Source organism: Rhizobium sp. 05L419 (assembly GCF_056397845.1).
Map to the genome: position 1 here is coordinate 274,430 of NZ_JBFTOF010000005.1, position 20,870 is coordinate 295,299.

Consider the following 20,870-nt stretch of genomic DNA (forward strand, 5'->3'; position numbering starts at 1 on the left):
CCGCTACATGAGAAAATAGCGGCAGATGCGAGGCTGCTGACGATGCGTAAACGAGTAAAATGGGGCACGGCCCGCTGGGGCGCCCTCTGCGCTGCCGCCCTGGTGTTTTCATCGGGCGTGCTGCCTCCCGTGCATGTTGCCGAAGCCCAGGAGCGCTACTACCAGCGCCGCTCCATCCTCGATTTCTTCTTCGGCCGCCGTTACGTCGATCAATATCCGCCGGCCCCCAACGAGTATGCTCCGGCACCCCGGGCCATCCCCAGAAAGAAGAAGGCCCCGCCGAAGGCAGTGGTTTCGGTTCCCCGCGCTGCACCTGTTATCGCGCCCGAAGACAAGCTCGTCCAGAAGCTCGACAACGCGCAGAAGATCCTCGTCGTCGGCGACTTCCTGGCCGGCGGCCTCGGGGTCGGCATGGAGGCTGCGTTTCAGGACTCGCCCGGCATTCTCATCGAGACCCACAGCAACGTCGCCTCCGGCCTGGTTCGCGACGACTATTACAATTGGCCGGCGCAGCTCACCAAATTCATGGACGAGGCAAAGCCCGCCATGGTGGTTGTCATGCTCGGCGCCAACGACCGCCAGCAGATGGTGACCGACGGCGGCAAGGAGAAGTTCCGCACCGACGGCTGGTATGCCGAATACCAGCGCCGGGTGATGAACTTCGGCAAGGACGTTACCAGCCGCAAGATCCCGCTTCTGTGGGTCGGATTGCCGGCCTTCGATTCGCCGGCGATGACCGCAGACGCCGTTCAGATGAACCTCCTTTACCGCAAGCAAGTCGAAAGCATCGGCGGCGAATTCGTCGACATATGGGACGGCTTCGTCAGTGAGAACGGTGACTTCGTCGTGACGGGCTCCGACATCAACGGCCAGCAGGTGCGCCTGAGGACGTCCGACGGCATCAACCTCACCGAGGCGGGACGCCGCAAACTTGCCTTCTACGTCGAAAAGCCCGCCCGGCGCATCCTCGGCACACAGGCAAGCCCGGACCTCGTCCGCCTCGACAGCAGCAGTATGCCGAGCCTTAACCCGTCATCGAACCCGGCCGACCACACCGATCCGATCAGCTTGTCCGACCCCAACCTCGATGGCGGAACGGCCCTCCTCGGAGGCACGGCGCTACCCGTCAGCATGACCAAGTCGCCGCGCGACAAGCTCGTCCAGGACGGTCAGATGGCACCCCCGCCGGCAGGCCGCGTCGACGACTATCGCATGCTGCCCGCCAAGTCCGCCGCCGAAGTCTCGGCGAAATGAAAAGGGCCGCGTGATGCGGCCCCGTTCAATCCCCGATCAAACGCCCAATCTTACCGCGGCAGGACCGTCGAGCCCATCAGCGCTTCGTCGATGGCGCGGGCGGCCTGGCGGCCTTCGCGGATCGCCCAGACGACCAGCGACTGCCCACGGCGTACGTCGCCGGCGGTCCAGAACTTGTCGACCGAGGTCTTGTAGTCGCGGTCGTTGGCAACGACGTTGGTCGAGCCGCGGCGGTCGGTGTTGAGCGTCAGCTTGCCGTCGAGTTCCTTCAAAACGCTGCCGGTGAACGGGCCGCTGAAGCCGATGGCGATGAAGGCGAGGTCGGCCTTGATGACGAACTCCGTGCCGGCGATCGGCTTGCGGCGCTCGTCGACCTCGCAGCACTTGACGCCCGTCAGGACGCCGTCTTCGCCGACGAATTCGAGCGTGGCGACCTGGAACTCGCGCACCGCACCTTCCGCCTGCGAGGAGGAGGTGCGCATCTTCGTTGCCCAGAACGGCCAGACGGCGAGCTTGTCTTCCTTTTCCGGCGGCTGCGGGCGGATGTCGAGCTGCGTGACTTTCACCGCGCCCTGACGGAACGCCGTGCCGACACAGTCGGACGCCGTATCACCGCCGCCGACGACCACCACATGCTTGGCGCCGGCAAGGATCGGATCGGAGGCCCAGCCGACGCTGTCGATGTTTTCGCGGCCGACGCGCTTGTTTTGCTGAACGAGGTAGGGCATCGCGTCGTGGACGCCGGCGAGTTCGATGCCGGGAATGCCCGCTTCGCGCGGCGTTTCGGAACCGCCGCAGTAAAGCACCGCATCATGATCGGCGAGCAGTTGCTCGACCTTCACGTCGAGGCCGACGTTGACGCCGCAATGGAAGCTCACCMCTTCGCCGCTCATCTGCTCGACGCGGCGGTMGATGAAGTTCTTCTCCATCTTGAAGTCAGGAATGCCGTAGCGCAGCAGGCCGCCCGGCTTGCTCTCGCGCTCGTAGACATGGACGTCGTGACCGGCGCGGCCGAGCTGCTGGGCAGCCGCCATGCCGGCGGGACCGGAACCGATGATCGCCACCTGCTTGCCGGTGTGAACCGTTGCCGGCTGCGGGCGGATGAAGCCGAGCTCGTAGGCCTTGTCGGCAATCGCCTGTTCGACAGTCTTGATCGCAACTGGCGTGTCCTCAAGGTTCAGCGTGCAGGCTTCTTCGCAAGGCGCGGGGCAAACGCGGCCGGTGAACTCCGGGAAGTTGTTGGTCGAATGCAGGTTCTGGATCGCCGCTTCCCAGTTGTTGTTGTAGACGAGGTCGTTCCAATCCGGGATCTGGTTGTGCACCGGGCAGCCCGTCGGCCCGTGGCAATAAGGAATGCCACAGTCCATGCAGCGCGCCGCCTGTTTCTGCACTTCCGGGTCCGACATCGGGATCGTGAATTCGCGGAAATGACGGATGCGATCCGAGGCCGGCTGATACTTCGCTACCTGCCGGTCGATTTCCAGAAACCCTGTTACCTTACCCATACTGCTGTCTTCCCTTACACTCATGACCGCCTCACCGCAGCCAGCTGTCTATTGTCAGTCCCGGTATCCGGGGCAAGTTGCTTGACCGTCATTTGAACATATCCCCTGAAAGGCATCATGCGACCGGGACGGCATTTGCCGTCGCCACCATCATCATGGTCATCGAGATATTTCGGTCATCCGTCACATGCGCAGTCGCTTGTGACGGATGTGTCGGCACATTTTACTCCGCAGCGATCCCCATCCGGCTCCGCTCCATTTCCTCGAGCGCACGGCGGTACTCGACCGGCATGACCTTGCGGAATTTCGGGCGGTAGTCGATCCAGTTGTCCAGGATCTGCTTGGCGCGGGTGGAGCCCGTATAGTGCAGATGGTTGGAGATCAGCTGGTAGAGGCGCTCCTCGTCGTGGCGCGTCATGTCACCGGAAACGTCGACGCGTCCCTTGTGCATGAGGTCGCCACCGTGATGATGCAGCTTCTCCAGCATGTCGTCCTCTTCCGGAACCGGCTCGAGCTCGACCATGGCCATGTTGCAGCGCTTGGCGAAATCGCCGCTCTCGTCGAGTACGTAGGCCACGCCGCCGGACATGCCGGCTGCGAAGTTGCGGCCCGTTTCGCCAAGTACGACCACGACGCCGCCCGTCATGTATTCGCAGCCGTGGTCGCCCACGCCTTCGACGATGGCGATGGCGCCCGAGTTGCGCACCGCGAAGCGTTCGCCCGCGATACCGCGGAAGTAGCACTCGCCCTCGGTCGCGCCGTAGAGAACGGTGTTGCCGACGATGATCGACTCTTCCGCAAGGATCTTCGAGTTTTCGGGCGGGCGGACGATGATCTTGCCGCCCGACAGTCCTTTGCCGACGTAGTCGTTGCCGTCGCCGATCAGGTTGAAGGTGATGCCGCGTGCCAGGAACGCGCCGAACGACTGTCCGGCCGTGCCCCTCAGCGTCACGCTGATAGTGTCTTCCTTCAGGCCGCGATGATTATACCGCTTGGCGACCTCGCCGGACAGCATCGCGCCCGCCGAACGGTCGACGTTCTTGATGTCGACTTCGAAGGCGACAGGTGTCTTCGAGGTCAGCGCGGGCTGCGCCTGCTCGATCAGCTTGCGGTCGAGAATGTCGTCGATCGGGTGCTTCTGCCGCGTGGTCCAGTAGGTCTCTTCCTTGGCGGCATCGACCTTGTGGAAGATGCGGCTGAAGTCGAGACCCTCGGCCTTCCAGTGCGCCAGCATCTCGTCCTTCTCCAAGAGCTCCGAAGCGCCGATGATGTCATTGAGCTTGGTGAAGCCGAGGGAGGCGAGGATTTCGCGCACTTCGTTGGCGACGAAGAAGAAGTAGTTGACGACGTGCTCGGGCGTGCCCTTGAAGCGCTTGCGCAGAACCGGATCCTGCGTCGCAACCCCTACCGGACAGGTGTTGAGGTGGCACTTGCGCATCATGATGCAGCCGGCGGCGATCAGCGGCGCGGTCGCAAAGCCGAACTCGTCGGCGCCGAGAAGGGCACCGATGATGACGTCGCGGCCGGTCTTCARTCCRCCATCGACCTGCAGCGCAACGCGCGAGCGAAGSCCGTTCAACACCAGCGTCTGCTGTGTTTCGGCAAGACCGATTTCCCACGGGCTTCCGGCATGCTTCAGCGAGGTGAGCGGCGACGCGCCCGTGCCGCCGTCGAAGCCGGAGACGGTGATGTGGTCGGCGCGCGCCTTGGCAACGCCGGCAGCAACCGTGCCGACGCCGACTTCCGAGACGAGCTTGACCGAAACATCGGCCGTCGGGTTGACGTTCTTCAGGTCGTAGATCAGCTGCGCCAGATCCTCGATCGAATAGATGTCGTGATGCGGCGGCGGCGAAATCAGGCCGACGCCCGGCGTCGAGTGGCGGGTCTTGGCGACAGTCGCATCGACCTTGTGACCGGGCAGCTGGCCGCCTTCGCCGGGCTTTGCACCCTGCGCGACCTTGATCTGCAGCATGTCGGCGTTGACAAGATACTCGGTCGTCACGCCGAAGCGTCCCGATGCGATCTGCTTGATCGCCGAGCGTTCAGGGTTCGACGAGCCGTCCGCCAGCGGCATGTAGCGGTCGGATTCCTCGCCGCCCTCACCGGTGTTGGACTTGCCGCCGATCTGGTTCATGGCGATCGCAAGCGTCGTATGCGCCTCGCGGCTGATCGAGCCGAAGGACATGGCACCCGTCGAGAAGCGCTTGACGATATCGATCGCCGGCTCGACCTCGTCGACCGAGACCGGTGTGCGGCCGAGCTGTTCGGCGCTCTTGATGTTGAACAGGCCGCGGATCGTGTTCATGCGCAGCGCCGACGTGTTCACCATCTCGGCGAACTCGCGGTAGCGATCCTCGGCATTGCCGCGAACGGCATGCTGGAGCGTCGCGACCGCATCTGGCGTCCAGGCGTGGCTTTCGCCGCGCATGCGGTAGGCATATTCGCCGCCGATATCGAGCGTCGTCGCCAAAAGCGGATCCTTGCCGAAGGCCGAGGTGTGGCGGGACACGGTTTCCTCGGCGATCGCTTCGAGCCCGACACCCTCGATCATCGTCGCGGTGCCGAAGAAGTACTTGTCGACCAGCGTCTGCTGCAGGCCGATCGCGTCGAAGATCTGGCCGCCGCAATAGGACTGGTAGGTCGAGATTCCCATCTTCGACATGACCTTGAGGATGCCTTTGCCGACAGCCTTGATGTAGCGGTAGACGACTTCGGTGGCGTCCACTTCCTTCGGGAACTCGCCCCTGGCATGCATGTCGAGCAGCGTGTCGAAAGCAAGGTAGGGGTTGATCGCCTCGGCGCCATAACCCGCGAGCAGGCAGAAATGATGCACTTCGCGCGGCTCGCCGGTTTCGACGACGAGACCGACGGAGGTGCGAAGCCCCTTGCGGATCAGGTGATGGTGCACGGCCGCCGTCGCCAGCAGTGCCGGGATCGCGATGCGGTCCGGGCCGACCTGGCKGTCGGAAAGCACGATGATGTTGTAGCCGCCCCTGACGGCCGCTTCTGCGCGCTCGCAGAGACGGTCGAGCATTTCGGGCATGCCTTCGGCGCCGCGCTCGACATCATAGGTGAAGTCGAGCGTCTTGGTGTCGAACCGATCTTCCGTATGGCCGATGGAGCGGATCTTTTCGAGGTCGCCATTGGTCAGGATCGGCTGGCGCACTTCCAGGCGCTTGGCGTTTGCCGCACCTTCGTGGTCGAGAATGTTCGGTCGCGGTCCGATGAAGGATACCAGGCTCATGACCAGCTCTTCGCGGATCGGGTCGATCGGCGGGTTGGTGACCTGCGCGAAGTTCTGCTTGAAATAGGTGTAGAGCAGCTTCGACTTCTCGGACATGGCCGAGATCGGCGTATCCGTGCCCATCGAGCCGATCGCTTCCTGACCGGTCGTCGCCATCGGCGACATCAGGAGCCGGGTGTCCTCGGTGGTATAGCCGAACGCCTGCTGGCGGTTCAGCAGCGACACGTCGCGGCGAAGCGCGCGCGGCTCGACCGGCTTCAGGTCTTCGAGGATCAGCTGCGTGCGGTTCAGCCAGCTGCGGTAGGGGTGCTTGGTCGCGAGCTCCGACTTCACTTCCTCGTCAGAAACGATGCGGCCCTTTTCCATGTCGATCAACAGCATCTTGCCCGGCTGCAGGCGCCACTTCTGGACGATGCTCTCTTCCGGAACCGGCAGCGTTCCGGCTTCCGATGCGAGGATGACGCGATCGTCGTTGGTGACGAGGTAGCGGGCCGGACGCAGGCCGTTGCGGTCGAGCGTCGCGCCGATCTGCTTGCCATCGGTAAAGGCAACCGCCGCCGGTCCGTCCCACGGCTCCATCAGGGCGGCGTGATATTCGTAGAACGCCTTGCGCTCGGCGGCCATCGACTGGTTGCCGGCCCAGGCTTCCGGGATCAGCATCATCACGGCATGCGCCATGGAATAGCCGCCGCGCACGAGAAATTCGAGCGCGTTGTCGAAACAGGCCGTGTCCGACTGGCCTTCGTAGGAGATTGGCCAGAGCTTGGAGATATCGTCGCCGAACAGCGGAGAAGACACCGAGGCCTGGCGCGCTGCCATCCAGTTGACGTTCGAGCGCAGCGTGTTGATCTCGCCGTTGTGGGCGACCATGCGATACGGATGCGCAAGCTTCCACGACGGGAAGGTGTTGGTCGAGAAGCGCTGGTGAACGAGGGCAACAGCGCTTTCGAAACGTGGGTCCGACAGGTCCTTATAGTAGGCGCCGACCTGGTAGGCCAGGAACATGCCCTTGTAGACGACCGTCGCCGACGACAGCGAGACGGGATAGAAGTTGCTCTCCTCGCCGTCGAACTCGTCGTAGATGCGGTTGGAGATCACCTTGCGCAGCGTGAACAGGCGGCGCTCGAACTCGTCGTTCGTCGCGGCATCTTCGCCGGCGCCGATGAAGACCTGAACATGGTGCGGCTCGGTGGCGGCAATGTCGGGTGCCTTGGAAAGCGACGCGTTATCGACCGGCACATCGCGAAAGCCGATGAAGACCTGGCCTTCCTCGGTGATGACGTCCTTGATCACCTTCTTGAAGTGCTCGATCTGCTTCTCGTCGCGCGGCATGAAGATATGGCCCATGCCATATTCGCCTGATTTCGGCAGCGTGATGCCCTGCTTGGCCATTTCCTCGCGGAAGAAGCGGTCGGGAATCTGCACCAGAATGCCCGCGCCATCGCCCATCAGCGGATCTGCGCCGACGGCACCGCGATGCGTCAGGTTTTCGAGAATGAACAGGCCGTCCTTGACGATCTGGTGAGACTTCTGACCCTTCATATGCGCGACGAAGCCGACACCGCAGGCATCATGTTCGTTGCGCGGATCATAGAGCCCTTGTTTTCGTGGCAGACCGGAGGCGAATTTACGTGCATTGGCCGTCGCGCGCGCATCTGCTGCTGCGAACTGGTCGATACCCGTGGATGGCGTGTTCTTCGTCATCGTTTTCCTCCTGTCAGAGCCCGCGACTTGCGGGCGGCTCTTCGTCGCACACCGCCCCCTATCTTAGGTTCGGCGCGTGACAGCGCTGTTGCATTGTCGAAGATCCGGTCGCCGGCGGCAGGCTTTCCGGGGAAAGCAACCGTTGCGCTCCGCGCCTGCCATGCGTTCCCTGCGGGAGCTTTCGCCCGCGCCCGATGAACTATAGCGTGAAACCCAACGAGTGTAAGGTTTTTCGGCGCCTCTTCGGCCTGAGCGGCCAAAATAGGACAGCAACCCTGTCCTAATTCAATGGTTCTATGCCAGAAACGCACAAACTTCGCAAGAGTGACGGATTAAAAAATCGTCAATTAACGACGGAAGATTGCCAAACCGAAGGAAACCGCGAAATTTAATTACACATCTGCGCATTATTTTGTTTATTGATTGCGGAATTCAATTTTTGTGATGGGTTCGCGCACCGACGCTTGATCGGGTGAAGCTTTGGCTTAATCTCCCGCGCGCACATCATTTCCACCCATTCCCATGCGGTTTTTCATGTTCTTTGCATCCGATAACTGGGCTGGCGCCCATCCTTCCATTGCCGAACGCCTGCTCAAGGAATCCACAGGTTTTGCGGCCGCCTATGGCGCAAGCGACCTCGATCGCCGCGTTGAGGCACGTTTCGCGGAGATCTTCGAGCGCGAAGTCGCGGTCTTCTTCGTTGCAACCGGCACGGCCGCCAATTCGCTTGGTCTTGCCAGCGTCCAGCGCCCGGGCGGCATCACCTTCTGCCATGCGGGGGCACACGTGATCGAAGACGAATGCGGCGCACCGGATTTCTTCAGCGGCGCCCGCCTCGTGCCTGTTGAGGGCCAAGCCGGCAAGATCGATCCGTCGAAGCTTGCAAAAAAGATCGCGGCCTTTCCCGAGGACGCCGTCCAGCATGGTCGCGCAACGGCTGTCACGATCACTCAGGCGACCGAGGTCGGCACCGTCTATTCCCTGTCCGAAATCGATGCGATCGCGGCCATCGCCAGCAACAGAAACCTGCCGCTGCACATGGACGGCGCGCGCTTTGCGAACGCCCTCGTGGCGCTGGACGCGACACCCGCCGAGATGACCTGGAAGCGCGGCATCGACATTCTCTCCTTCGGCGGCACGAAGAACGGCTGCTGGTGCGCAGAGGCGATCGTCTTCTTCAATCCCGACCAGGCCAAGGAGATGCCGTTTATCCGCAAGCGCGCCGCGCAACTCTTCTCCAAGTCGCGCTTCATCGCAGCCCAGTTCGACGGCTACCTCGAAGATCGCCTCTGGCTCGATCTCGCCGGCCACGCGAACGGCATGGCAGACCGCATGCGCGCCGGCATCGACGCCAGCAACGCGGCCCACCTGGCTTGGGCGACCACGGCAAACGAAGTCTTCGCCATCATCACCAAGACGGCGGCAAAGACGGCTGAAGACAGGGGCGCGAAGTTCTACCAATGGCCGGTGCCGGCCGAGACGCCCGAGCTGGTGGGTGAAGATGAAGCCCTGATCCGCCTCGTGACGAGCTTTGCAACGACCGAGGCGGATGTCGACGGGTTCTTGAACTGCCTTGCGGCCTAGAGGCTAATTCTGATGCACGATGACGGCGGACGGTGGCGCGCCATTGTCCGTCGTTTTTTCGTCGTGAGCAGCCACTGCGATGAGCATCACACAGGCAACCAGCCCGGATATGAAGAGTGCTCCATAGATCATCGGTCCGTTCTCCTTGTTACCCCGAACGTCGACCAGAAGGCTCTAGCAAAGCTAGGCCACGAACCTGACCAGATACCTAAGTTTCAGGGTTGAGAGATCCTTAAAATGCCGCGAACCGGGTTAACCACACGCTATCTGAATCCGAAGGCGCAACGGCTCCTCAACTCGACCGCAAGTTCCTGACCTTCGCCAGAATATCCTCCGACAGTGCGGAAACCAGCGCCTGATCCGCGCCCTTGCGCGGCACCAGCACGAATTCCACATCCTCCAGCACCGGCAGTTTCCCCTTGCCGATCTCCTTCAGTCCGGCGGGCGCCATGCTGCGCGGCTGCACCAGCACGCCCATGCCGGCGCGCGCGGCTGCCGTCAGCCCGCTGAGGCTGCCGCAGGTGCAGACGATCCGCCACGCAATCTGATGGCGTCCGAGTGCTTCGAGCGCGATGCTGCGCGTCACGCTCGGCGGCGGAAAGGCGATCAGCGGCAACGGCCCGCCACTCAAGATGTGGTCCGGATCGCGCGCCAGCCAGACCAGTGGCTCGCGATAGACGAGCCGTCCGCGCGCATCCCCCAGACGCCGCTTGGCAAGCACCAGATCGATCTCGCCGCTGTCTTGCATTTCATAGAGCGTACCGGACAGAGCCACCGTCAGTTCCAGATCGACGGACGGATGCGACCGGACGAAATCCTCGAGCACCGCTGGAAGCTGGCTGGTCACGAAATCCTCGGAGACGCCGAGCCGCAGATTGCCGCGCAGGCTGTGCCCCTTGAAGAGCGACTGCACCTGTCCTTCGATCGACAGCATCGCGCGGGCGTGCGACAGCAGCGCCTCGCCATCCGTCGTCAGCACGACCTTGTGGGTATCGCGGGCGAGCAGGCGGCGACCCACCGACGCTTCCAGACGCTGGATATGTTGGCTGACTGTCGACTGCCCGAGACCCAGTCTTTCGGCGGCCAGCGTGAAGCTCCCCATCTGCTCGACGGCAACGAAGCTGCGTAATTGGGTCAGGTCGAGCATCGTCATCTCATTTCGTGATAACTGTTATTCCTTGCATCCTGCATCGTAATGGAAGAAACAGGATTGATCCATCCCGATACCGAGTAAAGCCAATGCGCCGCTTCTTGCCCGATACCTTTACGATCCTGCTCGTCTGCACGGTCATCCTCGCATCGCTGCTGCCGGCCAGCGGCACCTTTGCGGGTTACTTCGGCATCGCCACGGATTGCGCCATTGCCCTGCTCTTCTTCCTGCACGGCGCGCGGCTCTCGCGCGATGTGGTGATCGCAGGCCTGCTGCACTGGCGGCTGCACCTGGTGATCCTGCTCACCACCTTCGGCGTCTTCCCGCTGCTCGGCATCTGCCTCGGCTTCCTGCCGGAGACGATCCTGCCGCATCCGCTTTATCTCGGCATCCTCTTTCTCTGCGTCCTGCCTTCGACGGTACAATCTTCGATTGCCTTCACCTCGATGGCGGGAGGCAACGTGCCCGCCGCCATCTGTTCGGCCTCGGCCTCCAACATCTTCGGCATGTTCCTGACACCGCTGCTCGTCGGCCTGCTGTTTTCGGTCGGCGGCCACGGCGGTTTTTCCTGGGACGCTCTCCTGCAGATCTTTATCCAGCTGCTCCTGCCCTTCATCGTCGGCCAGCTTCTGCAGCCCTGGATCGGTAACTGGATCCGCGCCAAGAAGAAGATGCTGACGCCGGTCGACCGCGGCTCGATCCTGATGGTCGTCTACCTCGCCTTCAGCAAGGCCGTCGTCGAGGGGCTGTGGCATACCTTTTCGCTGGCCGATATCGCCGTCGTCATCATCGCCGATATAATGCTGCTCGCCGTCGTCATCTGCGCCACCATGTACGGCAGCCGCTGGCTCGGCTTCAACAAGGCGGACGAAATCACCATCACCTTCTGCGGATCGAAGAAGAGCCTCGCCAGCGGCGTGCCGATGGCCAACGTCATTTTCGCCGGCCAGTCGATCGGCGCAATCGTGCTGCCCTTGATGCTCTTCCATCAGATCCAGCTGATGGTCTGCGCGGTGATCGCCCAGAAATATGCAACCGCCGCCCACCGCCGGGCAACTGAGGCGGAAATAGAAGATGCAGCCAGCCCGGCTTGACGTGCTCTGGCCCCGACCCGCAAACAGAAAAAAGACGGCGCCCGTCCTGAGCGCCGCCTGCCTTGCCTTATCCTGGGAGGGATAGGTTAGTTGGTGACCTGAGCCTCGATCGCCTTCGGCGCGCTCACCGGCTCGGCGGCAATCGCGATCTTGCGCGGCTTCATGGCTTCGGGAATGCTGCGCAGAAGGTCGATGTGAAGCAGACCGTTCTTCAGCGAAGCGGCGGTCACCTCGACATGGTCGGCGAGTTGGAAGCGGCGCTCGAAGGTGCGCTTGGCAATGCCGCGATAGAGGTATTCGCTGCCTTCCGCATTGTCGTCGCTCTTCTCGCCCTTGACGGTGAGAGCGTGGGCCTGCGCCTCGATCGAGATTTCGGTCTCGTCGAAACCGGCAACGGCCATGGTGATGCGATAGGTGTTCTCACCGGTGCGCTCGATGTTATAGGGCGGATAGGTCTGCCCCTGGTCCGGCTGGCCAAGGCTGTCGAGCATGGTGAAGAGCCGGTCGAAACCGACCGTGGAACGATAAAGAGGAGAGAAGTCTACGTGGCGCATGATGTCCTCCTAGGGAAGCGACGTGTTGCGATAAGTTGCCCCGCAAGCCCCTTATCAGGCAGCTCCGGGACGGTTTCGCGGACCCGTTTGGCGTCCGCAGAAATGAGATGGTGATGCGTTTTGCGCAGTTCAAGAGCCGCTCTGAACCGCGCGTCCCGGAACGCGCGCCACGTGGCGTGAACCGCATATGAACGCTCGGTTCGGCATGCGTTCAGGCGCGTTAGGCTAGTGATTGCGTCATCGGATCACATTGGCCCGATGGCTGAAGTGTATCGTCCCTTCGTCTTCAGCCCGACCTCCGGCCGGCATCGCGGACCCCCTCAAGGTCCGCATGCCGGCTTCTTTTTCTTCAATGTCGAAAAGCTCGGCGGCGCGTGCCGGCATGATGCGGACCGCATTGCAGGTCCCGCCCTTTTTTTCTTGATTTGACACGGCAATCCCCTATCCGCTTTACTGCCTATCCGAATAGGCATGAAGGACGCGATCGAGCTGCCATGGACCAGGTCCTTTTTTCAACACCCGGCAATCCGATCCCGGAAAACCGGACGGAAGGCTTCTTCGAAACACATGACGGCCTGCAACTGCGCTATGCGGTTTTTCGGTCCACCGCGTCCGTCGCCAAGGGCACCGTCGTCCTGCTGCATGGGCGCAACGAATACATCGAGAAGTACTACGAAACGATCCGCGACCTGACGGAGAAGGGTCTCTGGGTCGCGACGTTCGATCTGCGCGGTCAGGGCAATTCGGCCCGTCTTCTCAAGACGCGCCACTATGGGCATATCCGCCGTTTCGTCGATTACGAACACGACCTCGACACCTTCCTCGAAAAGATCGTGCTGCCCGATACCCGCCTGCCGTTCTATGTCCTTGCGCATTCCACCGGCGCGCTGATCGCACTGTCGGCAGCACCTTACCTGTCGAGCCGCATCGACCGCATGGTACTGACGGCACCGTTCATCGGCCTCGCCGGTCAGGCGGCGTCATCCGGTACGATTCGGCGTCTGGCGACTGTTGCCTGCTCGCTCGGGCTCGGCTCGTTTCCGCTTGCCCGCACGCTCAGGGAAATGCCGTTCACGGACAATCCGCTGACCTCCGACGAGGTTCGCTTCGAACGCAACCAGGCGATTTCCGCCGCTCACCCGGATCTTGTGCTCGGCCTGCCGACAGCACGCTGGCTGCTCGAATCCTTCAGCACGATCGACCGCGTGACCTCACCGAGCCACCTGTTCTCGATCACCATTCCGACTGTCGTCATCGCCCCGACGCGCGACACGATCGTGCCCTATATCGCGCAGGAGCGACTGTCACGCTACTTCCGTGCCGGCCAGCTGGTGCCGATCAATGGCGCCCGCCACGAAGTGCTGCAGGAGCGCGACATCTATCGCAAGGCAGCGCTTGCCGCCTTCCATGCCTTCATCCCCGGCAGCGATGCGGAAGCCGCCGAGGCGGTCGAAGGTTTCGGCACCTGAGCCGGCGCCAGAGGCTCGTCGTCGTCCTCACATGAGGGCTTCGAGCGTCGATCGCCGGCCTGGCGCGCGTTTTATGAACGCTATGCGTTTGAATTTCTCCGAAATGTCATGTAAAACGTCGCCACTGATCGATGAGGGCTGCACCAATCACATAGGAGGCACCTGGCGTTGAGGGCGCGAAACGTCTTGGGAAGATCCCTTTCAGGGATCCTGTTTGTTGGTTTGGCGACTGCGGGCTGCACGACGGCGCCGAAAGTGACGCCTGCCTCGGCCACTCATTCCACAAAGCGGATTGAACCGGCAAAAGTGACCTACGACTATACATCCGAAGACCGTTCTTGTCTGAAGCGCGCCATGTATTTCGAGTCCGAGCGTTCGAGCCACGAGGGCTACATGGCGGTCGGAACGGTCATCATGAATCGGCTGACGTCTGGAGCCTATCCCGACTCGATTTGCGGCGTCGTCGCTCAGGAACGACAATTTGCGCCGGGTGTGATGACACGAGAGGTGAAGGACGAGGCCCAATCCGACCTCGACCTCGCCGCCGATGCCATTCTGCACGGAGAACGCAACCCCGAGGTCAAGGAAGCGATGTTCTTCCACACCGACGGCCTGAAGTTTCCCTATGACAACATGCACTACGTTGCAGTGGCCGGTGGCAACGCATTCTACGAGAAGCGCGGGGCTGATGGCACGCTTCAAACGCCGTCGCCGCTGCCCGCCTACGAAGTCGCGATGAATTACCTGCCGGCACATAGCGCCGCGTCGGCGCAGTTCGAGCTGCTCATTCCAGCGGCCGTCCCCGTTCCCACCCCGATGCCCCTGCCCGATGCGGTCATGGACACCGGCTTCGAATTGCCAGCGACCGTGGCGGTACCCCTGCCTCGTCCGGCGTTGGGTAGCGCTGGGATGAGGGCGGGCTTCGACCTGGCAGGCGGATAGCCTGAGACATGCGCCCGCAGGCGCATGTCAACGACTGATCGATACACAGCAGCTATTGTCAGGCGACCTTCGCCAGGCCGACCGCACCTCTGTCGTCCCTGACCGCGTCGGCCTTGGCCCCACCGACCTTGACCGCACCGACCTTGAATTGCCCGACAAGTTCGAAAAGCGCTTCTGCCTCCAAGGCAAGCCGACGGCTGGCGGCAGCGGTTTGCTCGACCATTGCGGCGTTGCGCTGCGTGTCCTGATCCATCGACATGACGGCGCCGTTGATCTGGCTGAGGCTGGAAGACTGCTCCTTGGCAGCCTCCACGATCCCCGACACGTTGTCGTGGACCTGCAACACCTGCGCGGCGATCCCTTCGAGCGCCGATCCCGTCTTGCCCACCAGCGTCACGCCATCGCGCACGGAGCTTTCAGAGTCACGGATCAGCGCCTTGATCTCCCTTGCCGCGCTGGCAGAGCGCTGCGCGAGTTCCCGGACCTCGTGGGCGACGACCGCAAAACCCTTGCCCGCCTCCCCGGCTCGCGCAGCTTCCACGCCGGCATTCAGCGCCAGCAGGTTTGTCTGGAAGGCAATGTCGTCGATCACGCCGACGATGCCTGCGATTTGCCGGGACGACTGCTCGATCTTGGACATCGCCTCGACCGTCTGCCGAACGACGCCGGCCGATTCCTGCGCGCTGCGCGACGTGTCGGCAACCAACCGGCCCGCATCAGCCGCACGTCGCGCCGAATCCGACACGGTCGTCGAGATCTCCAAGACCGCGGATGCGGTTTCCTCGACCGAAGCGGCCTGCGTTTCCGAACGCTTGGCGAGATCGTCGGAGGCGGAACGAATGTCTCGCGTCCCTGAAGCGATCTGCGTCGCGTTCCTGAAAATGGCCTGCATCGCCGCCCGCAATCGGCCTGCCGAAGCATTGTAGTCGGTCCGCAACTTGTCGAGCGTTGCAATGAACGGCTGCTCGATCGCCTGCTCCAGATCTCCCTCGGCCATTGCCTGCAGGCCCTGCGCGAGTTCGTTCACGGCGCGCACGCGCTCGGTCACGTCGCTCGCGAACTTGACGACCTTGAAGACCTTGCCGTTCATGTCGATGATCGGGTTGTAGGACGCCTGGATGAAGACCTTCCGTCCGCCCTTGCCGATACGCAAGAACTCGTCTGCAGCAAAGCGGCCTTCGCCGAGGTTGCGCCAGAACGCCGTGTAGTCGGCGCTTTCCGCGTAATCGCGGTCGCAGAACATCGAATGATGCTTGCCGCGGATTTCTTCGATCGTATAGCCGAGTGTCTTGAGGAAGTTCGCGTTGGCAGTGAGAATATGGCCGTCAGGCGTGAATTCGATCGTCGCCTGCGCGCGTGAGAGTGCGTCGAGCTTTCCCGCGTCTTCGGCGCTCTTGAGCTTGCTCTCGGTGATATCGGTGGCGAGCTTGACGACCTTGTAGGGTGTCGAACCCCTGAACACAGGATTGTAGGATGCCTCGATCCAGACCTCGCGGCCGGCCTTGCCGATACGCCTGTACTGTCGGCGATCGAACTTGCCTTTTGCCAGCCGGTCCCAGAACGCACGGTAGTCTTCACTCCCGGCTTCGGCCGGATCGACGAACATGCGATGATGCCGCCCGACGATCTCGGCAAGGTTATAGCCCATGGCGGTGCAGAAGTTCTCGTTGGCTGAAAGAATCTTGCCCGTGAGATCGAATTCGATGACCGCCTGCGAGCGATTGACCGCATCTAGAACTGCCCTGGCATCAGCCCCGGCGGTGAAAGGTAAAATATGCATTTCTTGATACCTTTTACGTAAGATGCGGGGCGCGCCGAAAACCGCAGCACCCGGGGTGATCGTCAAGTCTCCCATGCAGAACTTGCAGCGAAACGTTACATGTTTATTAACGTTCTTCTTTTGCGAGCAAGAATGTTCCTAAATCGTTCATATGTTCAATCAATACGGATAGTTTGGCAAAAGACGGCAATCTTTAAGGGAGTGTTTCGGCACTGCCGAGCTGCTTTGTTCAAACGCGGCACGCCCGCGCGGCCTGCCTTTCCCGAGATAGGCGGAGCCTTCCTGCACAGCGACCTGCTTGTTCAGTCAGCAAACTCCTCGATCCTTTCCGCAAAGATTCTGAACCCGATTCGCTCGTAGGTCGCCTTCGCTTTCGGATGGTCATACGTGTCCGTGTGGAGCCAGACGCGCTGCGGTTCGCACGCCCATATCGCCCGCAGGGCCCAATCCAGAAGATAGGGGCCGAGACGTTTACCCTGCGCATCGGGGATCAAGCCGAAATGCTTCAGCTCGACAGTCTGCTTGCCGGTGCCTTCAAACTCGCAAAGCCCAATGGGCTGCGCATGGTCGCGTAAAATGTAGAGCGCTGTCGAAGGCCGGAGAAGAAATGCGCCAAGCTCCTCTTTGGACATTCGAAGTCGCTCGTCCCAGTGCAACGGATCACCGACGGACCGGTAGAGCGAGAGGTAGTCCTCCGGTTCAAGCTGCTCCTTGGCAACATGTATGCCCGGTATCGGTGACGACAGGATCGGCCCGGCTGGCGGCGCGACCTGTTCCAGATAGCTGACGAGAAGATGAACCATGGCCAACCATGCGCTTTGACGACCGTCGAGGAGATCGGGCTTCCGCGACAGCCCTCTAGGCACTAGCGCCGGAGAACGGCGACCGCCTGCTCGTAGACCGCCCGGCTTCCGGCCGCGATGATCGAGCCGCCGTTTTCCGGTCGCCCGCCGTCCCAGGTGGTGATAATGCCGCCGGCCTTTTCGATGACCGGGATGATGCCGCCGACATCGTAGGGCTTCAGGCTGTTCTCGATCACGAGGTCGATGTGGCCGGCCGCCAAAAGCGCGTACGCGTAACAGTCCGTGCCATAGCGAAAGAGCCGTACCTGGCTTTCGATCTCCCGATACTTCTCCATCTCCTCCCCCACAAAGAGGTGTGGCGACGTCGTGAAGAGAATGGCGTCGGAAAGCTGTCCGCAGTCGCGCACCTTGAGCTGCCGCTCACCTTCCGGGCCAGTGTAGAACGAACCGCTCCCGTCGGCGAAATATCTCTCGCCGGTAAACGGCTGCTCGATCATCCCCATGATCGCGTGGCCATTCCGCTGCAGACCGATCAGCGTCCCCCAGACCGGCACGCCTGAGATGAAGGCCCGCGTGCCGTCGATCGGGTCGATCACCCACACATATTCGCGATCGAGGCCGATATTGCCATGCTCCTCACCGAGAATGCCGTGGTCAGGAAAATGCTCTTCGATCAGAGCGCGGATGGCTAGCTCCGCCGCCCGGTCCCCCTCGGTCACCGGATCGAAACCGCCCGCCTGCTTGTTCACGATATCCAGGCCCGAGCGAAAGCGCGGCAATGTCTCTGCCCTTGCGGCTTCGGCAAGTCGATTGAAGAACGAGCGGTCAGGAAACATGGTGCAATCCATCCGGTGGCAGGCAATGCCGTTTTTCTTAACGGAAATGCGTTCCATTGCAAACGCAAGCGGCAGTTTTTAGCCTGTTGCCCAATATTTTTGCACTGCAATATGCTGCTTGACAATTGTGCAATGCAGCAGTAGTGTCTTCATACAGTCTCTGACTGTAGATACCCTCCTTGGGTGTTTCCTCCCTAGACTTGGACCGCCGCAAGGCGGTCTTTTTTTGAGTTGTGGAAGTTTATTCCGCAGCGAGCGCCGTATCGCTGGCGAATTTGGCCACATAGTCGGCCATCTGGCGCATGAACGACGTGATCGCGGCTGCAACGAGCGCAAAGTCGGGGCGCCTCTCCAGCGTCACCTCGTCCACGTAGATCGAACGGTTCACCTCGATCTGCAGCGCGTGCAGGCCACGCGACGGTCGGCCGTAATGTTCGGTGATGAAGCCGCCGGCATAAGGTTTGTTGCGGATCGCCGCGAAGCCCATTTCCTCGAAGATGCCAACCGCGGTGCGCGACAGCTCCGCCGAGGCGCTGGTGCCGTAGCGGTCGCCAATGATGAAATCCGGCCGCGTAGTGGCTCCGGCAACGCGGACATTTCCGGGCATCGAGTGGCAATCGATCAGTACGCCGAACCCGAACTGGACGTGCGTGCGGGCAATCAGCCGGCGCAGCGCCGCATGATAGGGCTTGTAGACGGCCTCGATGCGGTCGAGGCCCTCTTGCACCGAAAGGCGCCGGCCGTAGATCTCCATGTTTTCTGCGACGATGCGCGGGATCGTGCCGAGGCCGCCCGCCACCCTCAGCGAGTTGACGTTTGCGTAGGGTGGCAACAACCCGTCAAACATCCGCGGATCGAGCTCGTAGGGCTCGCGATTGACATCGAGGTAGGCCCGCGGAAAATTGGCAACGAGCAGCGGCGCACCCAGCGCGCTGGCCTCGGCGAACAACTCGTCCACGTAGTGATCTTCGGAGCGGCGGATCGAAATGCCCTGGAGCCGCGACTGCGCGATAAACTCCGGTGGATAAATGCGGCCGCTGTGGGGGGAGTTATAAACGAAGGGAATTGCATGCGACACAGGCTCCCGGATCTCAAAAAGCTCGTATTCGGGGATTTCGTGCACCTTTTTCCCTCTTAACCATGCCAGCAGGCTACCGCTTCGCCCATGTTGCCAGTTGCTTGGCTCCAAGTCCATACTATCTCATGGGGATGACGGTTCGCGCGGGCAGTTCACCGGTTGTTTACTGGGCGAACTCTAGTGTAAATGGCTCAAGCCCCACGCATAAATTCCCACGGATCAGCGGTCTGGATAATGACTCAGAAGATACTTCTTGCAGAAGACGACAACGACATGCGCCGCTTCCTCGTGAAGGCGCTCGAAAAGGCCGGCTACAAGGTGCTGTCCTATGACAACGGCGCCAGCGCCTACGACCGGCTTCGCGAAGAACCCTTCTCTCTTTTGCTGACCGATATCGTCATGCCCGAGATGGACGGCATCGAGCTCGCACGCCGTGCGACCGAACTCGATCCGGACCTCAAGGTCATGTTCATCACCGGTTTCGCAGCCGTCGCACTAAACCCTGATTCGAAGGCGCCTAAGGATGCGAAGGTCCTTTCCAAGCCCTTCCACCTGCGCGACCTGGTCGACGAGGTGAACAAAATGCTTGCCGCGTAAGGGTTCGAACGGCGCATGTCGCAAATCCGAAAAAAGCCTATTGACGGCAAAAAGGGTTTGTGGTCTATGCGCCGCCATCGGATGGGCGTGTAGCTCAGCGGGAGAGCACTACGTTGACATCGTAGGGGTCACAGGTTCAATCCCTGTCACGCCCACCATCCGAAATCCTCCTTTGAGTCAAAGACTTATCGGAGCGGCGGTCGCCACAAAAACCATAGAAAATCATCGCTGTCACACCACGGTCACAGCACGAGGTTTTGCAATGGCGACAATTCGCAAGCGTAACGGCAAGTTTCAGGTCCAGGTCCGCATTCAGGGTTGCACACCCTCATCTCCAAAACATTCACCCGATTGGACGACGCCAAGACGTGGGCACGGCTCACCGAGGTTGAGGCCGAGCAAACCGGTCTACCCGCAGACCCCCGCGCCCTCACCCGCATCACCGTGAGCAAAATCCTTGAGCGCTACTGGGACGAGGTCATCCCCAAAAAGCGCGGGTGCGAAATCGAGACGATCATCGTCAACGCGATGCTCCGCCAACCGTGGTGCAACAAGTCCCTCGCCCAGATCGACGGGGCCGCATTTGCCGAATACCGCGACGCCCGGCTCCAAGTCGTCCAGCCGCAGCGCACTCGATGACCTCCATTTCCACGACCTCCGCCACAAGGCAATCAGCCGGTTCTTCGAGCGGGGCCTGTCGGTGCCGGAGGTGAGTCTGATCAGCGGGCACAAGGATGCCCGGATGCTGTTCCGCTACACCCACATGACGGCAGCGCATGTGCTGGCGAAGTTGGGCTGAGCTAGAAGCGCGCACGACGACGGTACCCACTTTGGCGTGGATGGCCGCAAGCCTTCTCGCAGTCTCGGCGTCGTGCGACTCAAACCCGAATATCTGGCCGCCATCGCTATAATGCTTGACAATCCCGCTTTTCAGCACGGGCGTGGCGACCACCGCGACAACATCAAAATCCAATTGCCAGAGCAGACCGGCGCTGGGGAGGCCGAGAGGGGAGAAGTCGACATCACCGAGGTCAAGAAAAATTCGACGGCGGCTGTCAGCCCACCTTTGGATGATGGGGGGCGGGTTCCGGCTTCGTTATAAGGTCTTGGCAGGGACTTATAACAAGAAGGATTGACAACTGCGAAGGGAGTTATAAGGTCTTGGCAGACACTTATAACGGCGATGGAGAATGAGCTGAGACGATTTCCTCAAAAGAAGGCAAGAGCGCATGGACAAGGCGTGGGGCCGAGCTTACCGCCGAGAGAGCCGCCTCAC

Annotated in this window: 18 protein-coding genes and 1 tRNA gene; 10 read left to right on the forward strand and 9 right to left on the reverse strand. The window is 61.5% G+C overall.

What is annotated here, in order from left to right; all coding sequences use genetic code 11:
* Window positions 1-42 precede the first annotated feature (42 nt).
* Window positions 43-1,254, forward strand: coding sequence for an SGNH/GDSL hydrolase family protein (locus AC1DMK_RS09180; RefSeq protein WP_477858502.1), 1,212 nt, complete (start codon window positions 43-45; stop codon window positions 1,252-1,254).
* Window positions 1,255-1,304: 50 nt separating this feature from the next.
* Here the strand turns inward: AC1DMK_RS09180 and AC1DMK_RS09185 are convergent, their stop codons facing one another.
* Together AC1DMK_RS09185 and gltB are read right to left on the reverse strand one after the other, a co-directional pair.
* Window positions 1,305-2,759: a glutamate synthase subunit beta gene (locus tag AC1DMK_RS09185; RefSeq protein WP_477858503.1), complete on the reverse strand. Its 1,455-nt coding sequence runs from the start codon at window positions 2,757-2,759 to the stop codon at window positions 1,305-1,307.
* A gap of 223 nt (window positions 2,760-2,982) precedes the next feature.
* Window positions 2,983-7,707 (reverse strand): glutamate synthase large subunit, encoded by a 4,725-nt coding sequence (gltB, locus tag AC1DMK_RS09190; RefSeq protein ID WP_477858505.1) that lies wholly within the window; start codon window positions 7,705-7,707, stop codon window positions 2,983-2,985.
* Window positions 7,708-8,241: 534 nt separating this feature from the next.
* Here gltB and AC1DMK_RS09195 point away from each other — a divergent pair.
* Window positions 8,242-9,291 (forward strand): threonine aldolase family protein, encoded by a 1,050-nt coding sequence (locus AC1DMK_RS09195; protein ID WP_477858506.1) that lies wholly within the window; start codon window positions 8,242-8,244, stop codon window positions 9,289-9,291.
* A 3-nt stretch (window positions 9,292-9,294) separates the two neighbouring features.
* Here the strand turns inward: AC1DMK_RS09195 and AC1DMK_RS09200 are convergent, their stop codons facing one another.
* Both AC1DMK_RS09200 and AC1DMK_RS09205 read right to left on the reverse strand, forming a co-directional pair.
* Entirely contained in the window at window positions 9,295-9,423 is a 129-nt protein-coding gene (locus AC1DMK_RS09200; RefSeq protein WP_477858508.1) for a hypothetical protein, read from the reverse strand.
* A 160-nt stretch (window positions 9,424-9,583) separates the two neighbouring features.
* Entirely contained in the window at window positions 9,584-10,438 is an 855-nt protein-coding gene (locus AC1DMK_RS09205) for a LysR substrate-binding domain-containing protein (protein ID WP_037069977.1), read from the reverse strand.
* A 92-nt stretch (window positions 10,439-10,530) separates the two neighbouring features.
* On the opposite strand from AC1DMK_RS09205, the gene AC1DMK_RS09210 reads away from it, so the two are divergent.
* Complete coding sequence (locus tag AC1DMK_RS09210; protein ID WP_477858510.1) at window positions 10,531-11,535, forward strand: bile acid:sodium symporter family protein; 1,005 nt, start codon at window positions 10,531-10,533, stop codon at window positions 11,533-11,535.
* 86 nt (window positions 11,536-11,621) lie between these two features.
* Here the strand turns inward: AC1DMK_RS09210 and AC1DMK_RS09215 are convergent, their stop codons facing one another.
* Window positions 11,622-12,089: an Hsp20 family protein gene (locus AC1DMK_RS09215; RefSeq protein WP_037069516.1), complete on the reverse strand. Its 468-nt coding sequence runs from the start codon at window positions 12,087-12,089 to the stop codon at window positions 11,622-11,624.
* Window positions 12,090-12,583: 494 nt separating this feature from the next.
* On the opposite strand from AC1DMK_RS09215, the gene AC1DMK_RS09220 reads away from it, so the two are divergent.
* Both AC1DMK_RS09220 and AC1DMK_RS09225 read left to right on the forward strand, forming a co-directional pair.
* On the forward strand, window positions 12,584-13,558 hold the full coding sequence (locus AC1DMK_RS09220) for an alpha/beta fold hydrolase (protein ID WP_477858512.1): 975 nt from the start codon (window positions 12,584-12,586) through the stop codon (window positions 13,556-13,558).
* A 168-nt stretch (window positions 13,559-13,726) separates the two neighbouring features.
* The gene (locus AC1DMK_RS09225) at window positions 13,727-14,500 is read left to right on the forward strand and encodes a cell wall hydrolase (protein ID WP_477858513.1); all 774 of its coding nucleotides are present in this window, start codon (window positions 13,727-13,729) and stop codon (window positions 14,498-14,500) included.
* 58 nt (window positions 14,501-14,558) lie between these two features.
* On the opposite strand, the gene AC1DMK_RS09230 is transcribed toward AC1DMK_RS09225, so the two are convergent.
* The 4 genes from AC1DMK_RS09230 to AC1DMK_RS09245 form a co-directional block, all read right to left on the reverse strand.
* Complete coding sequence (locus AC1DMK_RS09230; protein WP_477858515.1) at window positions 14,559-16,280, reverse strand: methyl-accepting chemotaxis protein; 1,722 nt, start codon at window positions 16,278-16,280, stop codon at window positions 14,559-14,561.
* 302 nt (window positions 16,281-16,582) lie between these two features.
* On the reverse strand, window positions 16,583-17,083 hold the full coding sequence (locus AC1DMK_RS09235; protein WP_477858518.1) for a GNAT family N-acetyltransferase: 501 nt from the start codon (window positions 17,081-17,083) through the stop codon (window positions 16,583-16,585).
* Between the two features lie 62 nt (window positions 17,084-17,145).
* Entirely contained in the window at window positions 17,146-17,919 is a 774-nt protein-coding gene (gene hisN / locus AC1DMK_RS09240) for a histidinol-phosphatase (protein ID WP_477858520.1), read from the reverse strand.
* Window positions 17,920-18,160: 241 nt separating this feature from the next.
* Window positions 18,161-19,042 (reverse strand): N-formylglutamate amidohydrolase, encoded by an 882-nt coding sequence (locus tag AC1DMK_RS09245; protein WP_037069526.1) that lies wholly within the window; start codon window positions 19,040-19,042, stop codon window positions 18,161-18,163.
* Window positions 19,043-19,231: 189 nt separating this feature from the next.
* Here AC1DMK_RS09245 and cpdR1 point away from each other — a divergent pair, with 189 nt between their 5' ends.
* The 5 genes from cpdR1 (at window position 19,232) to AC1DMK_RS09270 (ending at window position 20,696) form a co-directional block, all read left to right on the forward strand.
* Window positions 19,232-19,594 carry a response regulator CpdR1 gene (cpdR1, locus tag AC1DMK_RS09250; RefSeq protein ID WP_003542883.1) on the forward strand — a complete coding sequence of 121 codons (363 nt, stop codon included), beginning with the start codon at window positions 19,232-19,234 and terminating at the stop codon, window positions 19,592-19,594.
* Between the two features lie 83 nt (window positions 19,595-19,677).
* A tRNA-Val gene (locus AC1DMK_RS09255) sits at window positions 19,678-19,752 on the forward strand.
* A gap of 160 nt (window positions 19,753-19,912) precedes the next feature.
* A complete protein-coding gene (locus tag AC1DMK_RS09260) occupies window positions 19,913-20,233 on the forward strand; it encodes a hypothetical protein (RefSeq protein ID WP_477858602.1) in 321 nt (106 codons plus the stop codon).
* Window positions 20,178-20,393, forward strand: a complete 216-nt coding sequence (locus AC1DMK_RS09265; protein WP_477858522.1) for a tyrosine-type recombinase/integrase — start codon at window positions 20,178-20,180, stop codon at window positions 20,391-20,393. The genes AC1DMK_RS09260 and AC1DMK_RS09265 overlap by 56 nt, the downstream gene beginning before the upstream one ends.
* Window positions 20,394-20,429: 36 nt before the next feature.
* The gene (locus tag AC1DMK_RS09270; protein ID WP_477858524.1) at window positions 20,430-20,696 is read left to right on the forward strand and encodes a hypothetical protein; all 267 of its coding nucleotides are present in this window, start codon (window positions 20,430-20,432) and stop codon (window positions 20,694-20,696) included.
* Window positions 20,697-20,870 lie beyond the last annotated feature (174 nt).

Bases quoted from the DNA above. Each gene is read 5' to 3' on its own strand.
- AC1DMK_RS09200 (WP_477858508.1), bottom strand. From the start codon at position 9,423: ATGATCTATGGAGCACTCTTCATATCCGGGCTGGTTGCCTGTGTGATG.
- AC1DMK_RS09205 (WP_037069977.1), bottom strand. From the start codon at position 10,438: ATGCTCGACCTGACCCAATTACGCAGCTTCGTTGCCGTCGAGCAGATG.
- hisN (WP_477858520.1), bottom strand. From the start codon at position 17,919: ATGTTTCCTGACCGCTCGTTCTTCAATCGACTTGCCGAAGCCGCAAGG.
- AC1DMK_RS09230 (WP_477858515.1), bottom strand. From the start codon at position 16,280: ATGCATATTTTACCTTTCACCGCCGGGGCTGATGCCAGGGCAGTTCTA.
- AC1DMK_RS09220 (WP_477858512.1), top strand. From the start codon at position 12,584: ATGGACCAGGTCCTTTTTTCAACACCCGGCAATCCGATCCCGGAAAAC.
- cpdR1 (WP_003542883.1), top strand. From the start codon at position 19,232: ATGACTCAGAAGATACTTCTTGCAGAAGACGACAACGACATGCGCCGC.
- AC1DMK_RS09195 (WP_477858506.1), top strand. From the start codon at position 8,242: ATGTTCTTTGCATCCGATAACTGGGCTGGCGCCCATCCTTCCATTGCC.
- AC1DMK_RS09235 (WP_477858518.1), bottom strand. From the start codon at position 17,083: ATGGTTCATCTTCTCGTCAGCTATCTGGAACAGGTCGCGCCGCCAGCC.
- AC1DMK_RS09210 (WP_477858510.1), top strand. From the start codon at position 10,531: ATGCGCCGCTTCTTGCCCGATACCTTTACGATCCTGCTCGTCTGCACG.
- AC1DMK_RS09180 (WP_477858502.1), top strand. From the start codon at position 43: ATGCGTAAACGAGTAAAATGGGGCACGGCCCGCTGGGGCGCCCTCTGC.
- AC1DMK_RS09215 (WP_037069516.1), bottom strand. From the start codon at position 12,089: ATGCGCCACGTAGACTTCTCTCCTCTTTATCGTTCCACGGTCGGTTTC.